The organism is Sphingomonas sp. CCH21-G11 (genome assembly GCF_001555965.1).
Taxonomy (GTDB): domain Bacteria; phylum Pseudomonadota; class Alphaproteobacteria; order Sphingomonadales; family Sphingomonadaceae; genus Sphingomonas.
This window is the reverse complement of record NZ_LSHX01000051.1, coordinates 1-12,215: the sequence shown is the minus strand read 5'-3', so window position 1 is coordinate 12,215 and position 12,215 is coordinate 1. Positions and strand designations below refer to the sequence as shown.

Below are 12,215 nucleotides of genomic sequence, written 5' to 3'. Positions count from 1 at the left end.
AAGGTGATCTTTTCCAGCTGCGGATCGCCCGCGACCAGCGCGACCCGATGGCCGATCGCGCGGACCATCTGGGCATCGTCGGTCGCCTCGCGGTCGGCGGGCCAGGCCGCGTGGGCGGCGGTGAGCAGGTCGAAGCGGAACGCCTGGGGCGTCTGGACGCGATACAGGCCGTCGCGCGGGACGATGTCGCCGAGCACGCCCGCCTGGCCGCGCGCCAACGTGTCGGCCACCGACAGCACCGGGATCGCACCCGCCGCGTCGTCGAGCGCCGCGACCAGCCGGTCGATCACCTCGGCGCTGAGGAAGGGGCGCGCGGCGTCGTGGACCAGCACGACATCGGCACCGCCCGACGCGGCGATCGCCGCCAGCCCGTTGGCGACCGATTGCCGGCGGCTGGCCCCGCCGAGAACGTGCGGGACATCGCCCAGCGCGTCGGCGAGCAACGCCTGCTGGCCCTCGCCGATGACGCACAGCACCCCTGCAATCGCCGGATGCCCGGCCAGTGCGGCGTGGCTGTGCGCGATCATCGGCCGGCCCGCGAGATCGGCGAACTGCTTGGGCAGCGCACGGCCGGTCCGCGTGCCGGTGCCAGCGGCGACGATGATGGCCTGAACGACGGGGGGACGGCGTTGAATCATCGCGTCGCCCTAGCCATTCGACGCCGCCTTGTCAGTAACCCCGCAAGGCCTTATGGCGCTGCCTGATTTTTAGGCAGATGATGAGCAGACTTTCCCCCATCCGCATCGGACCCGTGACGATCGACGCGCCGGTGATCCTGGCGCCGATGACGGGCGTCACCGACCTGCCGTTCCGCACGCTGGTGCGCCGTTACGGCTCGGGTCTGAACGTCACCGAGATGATCGCCAGCCAGGCGATGATCCGCGAGACGCGCCAGTCGCTGCAGAAGGCGGCGTGGGACCGGGTCGAGGAACCGATCTCGATGCAGCTCGCGGGCTGCTCCCCGCACGAGATGGCCGAAGCGGCCAAGCTCAACGCCGATCGCGGCGCGGCCATCATCGACATCAACATGGGCTGCCCGGTCAAGAAGATCGTCAACGGCGATGCCGGCTCCGCGCTGATGCGCGACCTGCCGCTCGCCGCATCGCTGATCGAGGCGACGGTGAAGGCAGTCGACGTGCCGGTGACGGTCAAGATGCGGATGGGCTGGGATCATTCGAGCCTGAACGCACCCGAGCTTGCCCGGATCGCGCAGGACCTGGGCGCGCAGATGATCACGGTGCACGGCCGCACGCGCAACCAGATGTACAAGGGGAATGCCGACTGGGCGTTCGTCCGCAAGGTCAAGGATGCGGTGACGCTGCCGGTGATCGTCAATGGCGACATCTGCTCGATCGCGGATGCGGAAGCCGCGCTGGCGCAATCGGGCGCGGACGGGGTGATGATCGGGCGCGGTGCCTATGGCAAGCCGTGGCTGCTCGGCCAGGTGATGGCGTGGTTCGCCGAGGGGCGCGAGGTGCCCGATCCGACGATCGAGGAGCAATATCACCTGATCACCGAGCATTACGACGCGATGCTCAGCCATTATGGCGTCGAAACCGGTGTCAACATGGCGCGCAAGCATATCGGCTGGTACACCCGCGGGCTGCACGGATCGGCGGAGTTCCGCAACCGGGTGAACCAGGAGCCCGACCCCAAGCGCGTGCAGGCGATGCTGGCGGCGTTCTACGCGCCGTGGCGTTCGCGCGCGGCGGCCTGAGGGTCGCGGTGGCATCGGGACCGGCGTGCGTACCGCCGCCGGCACCCACGCTGCCCGGCTTTGCCGAGATTTTCGCCGCGCATCCGGTGGCGACACTGGTGCTCGATGGCGAAGGCGCGATCGTCCACGCCAACATCGCCGCCGAACACCTGCTCAACCTGTCCGAGCGCGCGATGCGCCGACGGCCGCTCGATGCGGTGATCGTGCCGCCGGCCGGCTATGCCGCGCGGCGGCCGGGGCACGGCTTTGCCACTTTCGATGCCGAGGTCATGCTGGTCCGTGGCGGGCGTTTCCGGGCCGATTTCGCCGAAGCGGTGATCAGCGAGCCGAGCGGCTGGCGCATCGTCACGCTGAATGCCGTCTCGGTCGCACGGCGTGGCGGGCAGGGGAGCGACCGGCCTGGCGGCACCCGCGCGGCAGTCGGGGCGGCGGCGATGCTGGCGCACGAGATCAAGAATCCATTGTCGGGCATCCGCGGCGCGGCGCAATTGCTGGCATCGGCCGATCCTGCGGCGCCGGGGCTCGACGCCGCGGGACCGGGCATGACGGCCGAGCTGACCTGCCTGATCACCAGCGAGGTTGATCGCATCGCCGCGTTGATCGACCGGATGCAGGATTTTACCGACACCCGGCCACCCAACCTGCAGCGAACCAACATCTATCCGCTGCTGAGCCATGCGCGCCAGGTCGCGATTGCCGGCTTCGCGCGCGACATGCCGATCGAGGAACGGTTCGACCCGTCGCTGCCCGACGTGATGCTGGATCGCGACGCGTTCCTGCAGGTGATGATCAACCTGCTCAAGAACGCTGCCGAGGCGGTCACCATGATTGCCGCGCCGCGCATCACGCTTGCCACCGCCTATCGGCACGGCGTGTCGTTCAGCCTGGCCCCCGGCAAGCCGCGCGTGCCGCTGCCGATCGAGATCATCGTCGCCGACAACGGCCCCGGCGCCCCCGCCGACCTGGCGGACCACCTGTTCGAGCCCTTCGTCTCGGGCAAGCGCGACGGGCGCGGGCTCGGCCTGCCGCTGGTCGAGAAGCTGTTGGGCGACATGGGCGGCATCGTCCAATATGCGCGCGAGGGGGATCCGGAGCACACCGTGTTCCGCGTCCTGCTGCCCCGCGCACCCGAGCCGCGGCCATGACCCGGCAGAGCCATGTGCTGGTGCTGGAGGACGATGCCGCGATCCGCACCGTCGTCGGCCAGGCGATGCGCCGCGCCGGACACCGGGTGACGAGCGCGCAGTCGCTGGCCGAACTCGACGCGGCGCTGGCGGCGGGGCTGCCCGACGTGCTGATTACCGACGTCGTCCTGCCCGATGGCGACGGGCTGGAACGGGTCGGCGAGCTGAGCGCGCGCGCGCCGTCTTTGCCGGTCATCGTGCTGTCGGCCCAAAACACGCTGTCCACCGCGGTACGCGCGAACGAGGCAGGCGCGTTCGAGTATCTGCCCAAGCCCTTCGACCTCGACGTGCTGACCCGCGTCGTCGCCAGCGCGCTGGCGCGCAGCCGGGGGGATGCGCTCGAGCCGCTGGACGATGCGGACCGCGCGATGCCGCTGATCGGGCGGTCGCCCGCGATGCAGGATGTCTATCGCGTGATCGCGCGCGTGGTTTCCAACGACCTGACGGTATTGATCTCCGGCGAGTCGGGCACGGGCAAGGAGCTGGTCGCGCGCGCGATCCACGACCTTGGCCCGCGCCGCCGCGCGCCCTTCATCGCGATCAACATGGCGGCGATCCCGCGCGACCTGATCGAGGCGGAGCTGTTCGGGCACGAACGCGGCGCGTTCACGGGCGCGCAGGCGCGCGTGGCGGGCAAGTTCGAGCTGGCGGCGGGCGGCACGCTGTTCCTCGACGAGATCGGCGACATGCCGATGGATGCGCAGACCCGGCTGCTGCGCGTCCTGCAGCAGGGCGAGTTCACGACGGTCGGCGGATCGCGCATGATTCGCGCCGATGTGCGTATCGTCGCGGCGACCAACCGCGACCTGGCCGCGCTGGTCCAGCGGGGGCAGTTCCGCGAGGACCTGTTCTACCGGCTCAACGTCATCCCGGTGACCCTGCCCGCGCTGCGCGAGCGGCGACAGGATATCGCGCTGCTCGCCCGCCATTTCCTGGAGCGCGCAGCCGAGGCCGGGCTACCGCTCAAGCGGCTGGCGGCGGACGCGATCGGGGTGCTGGAGCGCCACGGCTGGCCGGGTAACGTCCGCGAGCTCGAAAACCTGATGCGGCGCAGCGCGGCGCTTGGTCGCGACGAGGTGATCAGCGCAGCCGAACTGCGCGACCTGATCGGCGGCGACATCGCCCCGGCGGAACCCGTGGCGGATGGCGACATGGACGCGGCCGTGATGGCATGGCTCACGCGGCTGCTGGCGGCCGAGCCAGGCGCGCTGGAGGACGGCAGCCTGCACGAACGCCTGATCGCGGCGGTCGAACGACCACTGATCGCCGCCATCCTGGCGCGGACGGGCAACAACCAGCTGCGCGCCGCCCGCGTGCTGGGCATCAACCGCAATACGCTGCGCAAGCGCATCGACCTGCTCGAAATCCCCGCCGCGACGCCGGTGCGCCGCGAGGAGCCCTAGCCGCGACGCACGTGCGCAATCTTGTGTTTTCCCGGCAACGGCATTGTTGTATCGATGCCACGTGGCAGGCATGAATGGCGCCTTGAACCGGCAGATCGCGGGCTTGCGCAGCGGCAGCAGTCCGGTGCTCGAACTGCTGGCACTGGCCACGGGGCTGGGCGTCGGGGTCGGCAGCTATGCGGTGCTGAGCGGCGACGTGCAGTCGCAGCGACTGCTCACCCCCCCGCTCGTCGCGTTGCTGCTCGTCGCCAATCTCCTGCCCTGGATGGCGCTGCTCGTACTGATCGGCCGGCGCGCGGCCCGGCGCCGTGCGGCCGGGTCGCCGCTGGCGGGCGGGGGGCGGCTCCACGTTCGGCTGGTCGCCATCTTCTCCGTGCTGGCGAGCGTCCCGATGCTGCTCGTCACCGTCTTTGCCTCGCTGCTTTTCCAATATGGCGTCGAATTCTGGTATTCGGACAAGGCGCGCGGGATGATCGAGAACGCCGCGACGCTGGCGCGCGAATCCTATGAGGAGATGACGCGCTACGTCGATTCGGAGAATGTCGCGCTCGCCAACGACGTGTCGCGGATGCTGACCGAGTTTTCGTGGGACTTCGACAACCCCAATTTCGTGGTCAATTATGCGCAGGGCGTGTTCCAGCACAGCCTGGCCGAATCGGTCGTCTTCAAGGTGACCGACAGCGGCGAAATCCTGACCTATGCGCTCGTCGACCCGTATGAGACGGGCGTCGTCAACGGTATCCGCATCCAGGACATCCGCGCGATCCAGGCGGGCCGGCCAAGCATCGTCACGGTGAACGGCGAGCGGGTCCAGTCGATCGCGCCGGTGCCCAAGACCGATTATTTCGTCGCGTCGGGCCGCGTCGTCGGCGCGCGCGAGTTGATGCAGCGCCGCCAGCGTGCCGAAGCGGTCGCGGCGGATTACCGGGCGCTGCGTGAGCGGTCGCGGCTGTTGCAATTGCGCTTCAACGCGGCGCTGCTCGGTATTTCGCTGCTGATCGTCGGGCTGGCGGTGTTCGTCGCCCTGAAGGTGGCGGACCGGCTGGTGCGCCCGGTCGGCGCGCTGGTCGACGCGGCGCAGCGCGTTGCCGGCGGCGAGCTGACCGCACGGGTCGCCGAACCCGACAGCCGCGACGAGATCGGAACATTGGCGCAGGCGTTCAACCAGATGACGTCACGGCTGGAGCAGCAGACGGGCGACCTGGTCGCGGCCAACGCGCAGCTCGAAAGCCGCCGTGCGCTGATCGAGGCGGTGATGTCGGGCGTCACCGCGGGCATCGTGTCGATCGACGACGTACGCGCGGTGCGACTCGTCAACGCGTCCGCGATGCAGCTGCTGAAGGCGAGCGAGGGCGCGACGGTCGGTCGTCCGCTCGCGGAAGTGGCACCCGAGCTCGACGCGCTGATCGACGACGGCGCGCGCGAGGCGATCGTCCAGCTCGTCGCCGGCGGCGAGGCGAAGACGCTGGCGGTGAAGGTGACGCGCGACGAGGGCGGGCACATCCTGACCTTTGACGACATCACCCAGCAGCTGCTCGACCAGCGCCGGGCCGCCTGGTCCGACGTCGCACGCCGCATCGCGCACGAGATCAAGAACCCGCTGACCCCGATCCAGCTGGCCGCCGAGCGGCTGCAGCGGCGCTATGGCAAGCAGATCGACGCGGATGACAGCGTCTTCGCCCGGTTGACCGACACGATCGTCCGCCAGGTCGGCGACCTGCGACGCATGGTCGACGAGTTTTCGTCCTTCGCGCGGATGCCCAAGCCCGTGTTCCGCGAGGAGCCGCTGGCCGACATCGCGCGCCAGTCGGTGTTCCTGCACGAGGTCGCGCATCCCGAAATCGCGTTCCGGCTCGACGATCGGCTGCACGGCGCGCCACTGGTCTGCGACCGCCGCCAGATCGGCCAGGCGGTGACCAACATCGTCAAGAACGCGATCGAGGCAATCGCGGCGCGCAGCGGCGAGGACTTGCCGCAGGGCGAGGTCCAGGTAACGGTCGCGGCCGGCGCCACGGCGGGCGAGGTCGTGCTGACCATCGCCGACAACGGCGTCGGGCTGCCGGTCGACCGCAACCGCATCGTCGAACCCTATATGACGACGCGCAGCCGCGGCACGGGGCTGGGCCTCGCCATCGTCAAGAAGATCGTCGAGGAGCATTTCGGCCGCATCGAGTTCGCCGATCGCGCCGGCGGCGGGACCTGCGTCACGCTGACCTTCGATTCGGGCCTGCTCCAGAATCTGGCGGGGAACGCCGACGAAACGCTCGCCGACGCCGCCGAACCCGCATTGCCCACGCCGATCAAACGCCAAGGATGAATGAATGAAGCTGGATATTCTGGTCGTCGATGACGAGCGCGACATCCGCGAGCTGGTGGCGGGGGTGCTGGAGGACGAGGGGTACGAGACCCGCGACGCCGCCGATTCCGACGCGGCGCTGGAGGCGGTGGCGGCGCGCCGGCCCTCGCTCGTCCTGCTCGACGTCTGGCTTCAGGGGTCGCGGCTCGACGGGCTGGAGCTGCTAGAAGAGATCAAGCGGCGCGATCCGTCGATCCCGGTGCTGGTGATTTCGGGCCACGGCAATCTGGACACTGCGGTCGCGGCGATCCGGCGCGGCGCGGTGGATTTCATCGAGAAGCCGTTCGAGGCCGAACGCCTGTTGTTCCTGGTCCAGCGCGCGACCGAAACCGAGCGGCTGCGGCGCGAGGTCGCGTCGCTGCGCGCATCGGCGGGCCGCGAGGACGACCTGACCGGCAATTCGTCCGCGATCAGTTCGGTGCGCGCGACGCTGAAGCGCGTGGCATCGACGGGCAGCCGGGTGCTGATCACCGGGGGGGCGGGCGTGGGCAAGGAAGTGGCGGCGCGGCTGCTGCACGGCTGGAGCCCGCGCGCCAATGCGCCCTTCGTCATCGTCAGCGCCGCGCGAATGACGCCCGAGCGCGTCGAGGAGGAGCTCTTCGGGGTCGAGGAAGCAGGCGACCTGGTCCGCCCCGGCCTGTTCGAACAGGCGCATGGCGGCACGCTGTTCCTGGACGAGATCGCCGACATGCCGGTGACGACACAGGCGCGCATCCTGCGCGCGCTGACCGACCAGAGCTTTACCCGCGTCGGCGGCCAGCGGATGGTCAAGGTCGACGTTCGCGTCGTTTCGGCCACCGCGCGCGACCTGATGGTCGAGATTGCCGAGGGGCGCTTCCGCGAGGACCTGTATTACCGGCTGAACGTCGTGCCCGTGGCGATCCCGCCGCTGGCCGAACGTCGCGAGGACATTCCGCCGCTGGTCGAGCATTTCGTCGCGCATTACGCCGCCGAGCGCCGGGTGACGACGCCGGAGATCGCCGCCGACGCGATGGTCGCGCTGCAATCCTATGAATGGCCGGGCAATGTCCGCCAGCTGCGCAACGTCGTCGAGCGGACCATCATCCTGGCCCCCGGCAACCGCATCCAGCGCATCGACATCGACCTGTTGCCGCCCGAAGTGCTGGGCGCGCCGGGGGGCAATGGCGGGATCGGGGGCAGCGCGATCATGGGCGCGCCGTTGCGCGAGGCGCGCGAATCGTTCGAGCGCGAATATCTGCGCGTCCAGATCCGGCGGTTTTCGGGCAATATTTCGCGCACCGCAACGTTCATCGGCATGGAGCGTTCGGCGCTGCACCGGAAACTCAAGCTGCTCGGCATCACTGAAGTTCGCGGCGACGAGTGACTCCGGTGGACGATTTGCTTGCCGGTACCTAGATTGACGCCGGGCGCATCGCCATGTCGCGCGCGTCGCGTCGACAGATCGGTGTAACCGCGGCGTTCGCCGCCAAGAATAAGGGCAAACCATGGCCGACAAGCAAAGCTCACTTCAGGACCTTTTCCTCAACGCCCTGCGTCGCAGCAAGACCCCGGTGACCATGTTCCTGGTCAAGGGCGTGAAGCTGCAGGGCATCGTCACCTGGTTCGACAATTTCTCCGTTCTGCTGCGCCGCGACGGCCAGTCGCAGCTGGTCTACAAACACGCAATCTCGACGATCATGCCGTCGCAGCCGGTCGACCTGACCGCCGTGATCGAGGGCGTGGGCGAGCATGGCGGATCGAAGAACCCGCTGCTGCAGGAAATCTTCCTGAGCGCGGTGCGCCGCCAGCAGGAGAATGTCACGATGTTCCTGGTGAACGGCGTGATGCTGCAGGGCCAGATCGCGGCGTTCGACCTGTTCTGCATGCTGCTCCAGCGCGATGGCATGTCGCAGCTGGTCTACAAGCACGCCGTGTCGACGATCCAGCCCGCGACGCCGCTCAATCTGGCGGACGAACAAGCCGCGATAGACGGCGATTGAGCAACGGCTTCGATCGCGACGCGCAGGAGTTCGCGCGCGGCGCACGCACCGTGGTCGTCCTGCCCGACCAGGGCGGGTCGGCGCGCGACAGCGATGCGCGACTGGAGGAGACCGCGGGACTGGCCGAGGCGATCGGGGTCGAGGTGGTGGCGCGCATCGCCTATCGCATCCGCGCGGCGCGCCCCGCGACGCTGCTCGGGTCCGGCCAGGTAGAGATGCTGGCCGAGGAGGTGCGCGATCGCGAGCTGGAGCTGGCGGTGTTCGACGCGGCGCTGACGCCGGTGCAGCAGCGCAACCTGGAAACCGCGCTCAAGTGCAAGGTGATCGACCGCACCGGCCTGATCCTGGAGATTTTCGGCGAGCGTGCGCGCACCGCCGAGGGTCGTTTACAGGTCGAACTCGCGCACCTCGACTATCAGGCCGGGCGGCTGGTGCGCAGCTGGACCCACCTGGAGCGCCAGCGCGGCGGCGTCGGCTTTCTGGGCGGTCCGGGCGAAACCCAGATCGAGGCCGACCGTCGGATGATCCGCGATCGCATGACCAAGCTTCGCCGCGAGCTCGAGCAGGTGAGCCGCACCCGCACGCTCCACCGCGACCGGCGCCAGCGCGCGCCATGGCCCGTCATCGCGCTGGTCGGCTATACCAATGCGGGCAAGTCGACGCTGTTCAACCGGCTGACCGGGGCGGACGTTATGGCCGAAAACCTGCTGTTCGCGACACTCGATCCGACGCTGCGCCAGATCGCGCTGCCCGGTATCGACAAGGCGATCCTGTCGGACACGGTCGGGTTCGTGTCCGACCTGCCGACGCAGCTGGTCGCCGCGTTCAAGGCGACGCTGGAGGAAGTGGTGTCGGCCGATCTGCTGGTCCATGTCCGCGATATCGCGCACCCCGACAGCCTGGCGCAGCGCGACGATGTCGAGGGCGTGCTGAAGGATCTGGGCGTCGCCGACACGACCCCGCGGATCGAGGCATGGAACAAGACCGACCTGCTCGATGCGGACGATGCCGCGGAAGTGCTGGGCGAGGCGGCGCGGCGCGAGGATGTCGTGGCGGTGTCGGCGCTGTCCGGCGACGGGGTGGAGGCCCTGACCGCGCGGGTCGCCGAGCTTTTGACCGCCAGCCACCGCCGCTATCGCATCACGCTCGCCATGGGCGACGGCGCGGGCGCGGCATGGCTGCATCAGCATGGCGAGGTGCTGACGCACTGGACCGAGGACGAGCAGGCGCAGTTCGAGGTGCGAATGGCGCCGCGCGAATATGAGCGGTTCTTGCGGCGGTAGGGGGCTTGCCATGATCAGGGGCTGGCCTCGCCTCCCTCTATGTCGTCACCCCGGCCTCGTGCCGGGGTCCACCGTGCGGCAAGCGCTGGCGCATGATCGTCAGCATGACCCACGCCACACCAGTGCGCTTCAACAGGCCCAGTACGCACCCGGTTGCGAGGTGGACCCCGGCACGAGGCCGGGGTGACCGGGAGAAAGTGGTTGGGTTCCGTCACTATCCCCTTTCCCGCTCATCCTGAGTAGCCATTGAGCTTGTCGAAATGGCGTATCGAAGGACGCGCGCGCCCTTATGTCCTTCGATACGGGCCTTCGGCTTCGCTCAGTCCCTACTCAGGATGAGCGGGTATTGGGCGAGCGGTGAAAGGAAGAATTGAGAAAAGTCTCAGTTCATCAGCTCTACCGCCATCGCGGTCGCTTCGCCGCCGCCGATGCACAGCGAGGCGAGGCCGCGCTTCTGGCCGTTGGCCTGCAGCGCCGACAGGAGCGTCGCCAGGATGCGCGCGCCGCTGGCCCCGATCGGGTGGCCGAGTGCGCAGGCACCGCCATTCACGTTCAGCACGTCATGCGAAATCGACAGGTCGCGCATCGCGATCATCGCGACGACGGCGAATGCCTCATTGACCTCGAACAGGTCGACATCGCCGATCCCCCACCCCGCGCGGTCGAGCGCCTTCCGCATCGCATCCACCGGCGCGGTGGTGAAGCGGGCGGGGGCGTGCGCATGCGCGCCGTGCGCGACGATACGCGCAACCGGATCGAGACCCAGCCGCTCGGCGACGCTCGCGCGCGTCATCACCAGCGCGGCCGCGCCGTCGGAGATCGACGAGGCGTTGGCTGCGGTGATCGTCCCGTCCTTCGCAAACGCGGGCTTGAGCGTCGGAATCTTGGCGGGATCGCCCTTTAGCGGCTGTTCGTCCTTGTCGACGACGCTGATGCCCCTGCGGCCCTGAACCTCGACGGCGACGATCTCCCGGTCGAACCCGCCCGTATCCTGGGCACGCTTGGCACGTTCGAGCGAGGCGATGGCATAGGCATCCTGCTGGTCGCGAGTGAACTGATATTCGCCGGCAGTCTCCTCGGCAAAGCTGCCCATCAGCCGGCCGGGTTCATAGGCGTCCTCCAGCCCGTCGAGATACATATGGTCGATCAGGCGATCATGGCCGATCCGCGCGCCGCCGCGATGGCGCGTCGACAGATAGGGCGCGTTGGTCATGCTCTCCATGCCGCCCGCGACGATCAGGTCGGCGGAGCCGGCCGCAAGCGCGTCGGTCGCCATGATCGCGGCCTGCATCCCCGATCCGCACATCTTGTTGACCGTCGTCGCTTCGACATGTTGCGGCAGGCCCGCACCCAGTGCCGCCTGGCGCGCAGGGGCCTGACCAAGCCCGGCGGGCAGCACGCAGCCCATGTAGATGCGCTCGATCGCCTCGCCCGACAGCCCGGCGCGCTCGACCGCCGCACCGACTGCGGTCGCGCCCAGGTGAGTCGCCGACGCGTCGGTCAGCAACCCCTGGAAGCTGCCCATCGGTGTGCGGGCATAGGAAAGAATCACGATGGGATCGGCGGACATTTGCGGCGCTCCGGCGGTTGAACCGTCGCGGCGAGACGCGAACTGGTTCGGATGTTTTTTGCCGTTGGTGTCGAGCGCAGTCGAGACACGCTCTGCTGGACAGCGTGTCTCGACTTCGCTCGACACGAACGGAGCTTGGTTGACCGCCAGGCTTTTAATCGGGCCGTCGGGGATTTGCAAAACCATTGCCGGGCCGCGCAGCGCGGCATAGGCGCTGAAGGGATGAGATCGAATGGAAGACAGCCTGATCGTCGGCGTGCTGAAATGGTTCGCCACCGGCACGGGGATCACCGCGGCGCTGATGGTGTCGCTCGACAGCGGGCGGCGGGTGACGGGGTGGGGCTTCGTCATCTTCGTCGTCTCGTCGATCGCGTGGATCAGCGGTGCGGCGCTGACCGGCGACGGCGCGTTGATCACGCAGAACGCCGTCCTGTTCGCGATCAATGTATTCGGCGTCTATCGCTATCTGGTCCGCAAAAAGGGTGACGACTGACGCGATCTGGTGGGGCGCGGGGCTGGGCGGGCTCGGCCTGATCCTGGGCAGCTTCATCGCGACGGTCGTGTTGCGCGGCGTCGCGGGGGAGAGTGCGCTGAGGGGCCGCTCACGCTGCGACGGGTGCGGGGCGACGCTGGGGCCGGTCGAGCTGGTGCCGGTGCTGAGCTTCGTGGTGCAGCGCGGGCGGTGTCGACGCTGCGACGGGGCGATCGACCCGAGCCATTTGTGGATCGAATTACTGGCGG

Annotated in this window: 11 protein-coding genes; 9 read left to right on the top strand and 2 right to left on the bottom strand. The window is 68.7% G+C overall.

Going from position 1 to position 12,215, the window contains the following annotated elements:
- On the bottom strand, positions 1 to 638 hold a 638-nt coding region (gene ispD / locus AX676_RS13660; protein WP_082731409.1), incomplete at its 3' end, for a 2-C-methyl-D-erythritol 4-phosphate cytidylyltransferase.
- A gap of 80 nt (positions 639 to 718) precedes the next feature.
- Between ispD and dusB the strand changes: the two genes are divergently transcribed.
- The 7 genes from dusB to hflX all read left to right on the top strand — a co-directional run bounded on the left by dusB (position 719) and on the right by hflX (position 9,904).
- Complete coding sequence (gene dusB, locus AX676_RS13655; protein WP_066480194.1) at positions 719 to 1,717, top strand: tRNA dihydrouridine synthase DusB; 999 nt, start codon at positions 719 to 721, stop codon at positions 1,715 to 1,717.
- 8 nt (positions 1,718 to 1,725) lie between these two features.
- Positions 1,726 to 2,862 (top strand): two-component system sensor histidine kinase NtrB, encoded by a 1,137-nt coding sequence (locus tag AX676_RS13650; RefSeq protein WP_066480185.1) that lies wholly within the window; start codon positions 1,726 to 1,728, stop codon positions 2,860 to 2,862.
- Positions 2,859 to 4,304 (top strand): nitrogen regulation protein NR(I), encoded by a 1,446-nt coding sequence (gene ntrC / locus AX676_RS13645; protein ID WP_066479821.1) that lies wholly within the window; start codon positions 2,859 to 2,861, stop codon positions 4,302 to 4,304. The genes AX676_RS13650 and ntrC overlap by 4 nt, the downstream gene beginning before the upstream one ends.
- 82 nt (positions 4,305 to 4,386) lie before the next feature.
- Positions 4,387 to 6,621 (top strand): sensor histidine kinase NtrY-like, encoded by a 2,235-nt coding sequence (locus AX676_RS13640; RefSeq protein WP_231726615.1) that lies wholly within the window; start codon positions 4,387 to 4,389, stop codon positions 6,619 to 6,621.
- A gap of 4 nt (positions 6,622 to 6,625) precedes the next feature.
- On the top strand, positions 6,626 to 8,005 hold the full coding sequence (gene ntrX, locus AX676_RS13635; protein ID WP_066479817.1) for a nitrogen assimilation response regulator NtrX: 1,380 nt from the start codon (positions 6,626 to 6,628) through the stop codon (positions 8,003 to 8,005).
- Positions 8,006 to 8,126: 121 nt separating this feature from the next.
- Entirely contained in the window at positions 8,127 to 8,621 is a 495-nt protein-coding gene (hfq, locus tag AX676_RS13630) for an RNA chaperone Hfq (RefSeq protein ID WP_066479814.1), read from the top strand.
- Positions 8,618 to 9,904 carry a GTPase HflX gene (gene hflX, locus AX676_RS13625; protein ID WP_066479812.1) on the top strand — a complete coding sequence of 429 codons (1,287 nt, stop codon included), beginning with the start codon at positions 8,618 to 8,620 and terminating at the stop codon, positions 9,902 to 9,904. The genes hfq and hflX overlap by 4 nt, the downstream gene beginning before the upstream one ends.
- 382 nt (positions 9,905 to 10,286) lie before the next feature.
- Here the strand turns inward: hflX and AX676_RS13620 are convergent, their stop codons facing one another.
- Complete coding sequence (locus tag AX676_RS13620; RefSeq protein WP_066479810.1) at positions 10,287 to 11,474, bottom strand: acetyl-CoA C-acyltransferase; 1,188 nt, start codon at positions 11,472 to 11,474, stop codon at positions 10,287 to 10,289.
- A 232-nt stretch (positions 11,475 to 11,706) separates the two neighbouring features.
- On the opposite strand from AX676_RS13620, the gene AX676_RS13615 reads away from it, so the two are divergent.
- Positions 11,707 to 11,967 (top strand): hypothetical protein, encoded by a 261-nt coding sequence (locus tag AX676_RS13615; protein WP_156437732.1) that lies wholly within the window; start codon positions 11,707 to 11,709, stop codon positions 11,965 to 11,967.
- Positions 11,957 to 12,215, top strand: a 259-nt coding sequence (locus AX676_RS13610; protein ID WP_231734721.1) for a prepilin peptidase, incomplete at its 3' end; no start/stop codon positions are given. The genes AX676_RS13615 and AX676_RS13610, both read left to right, overlap by 11 nt.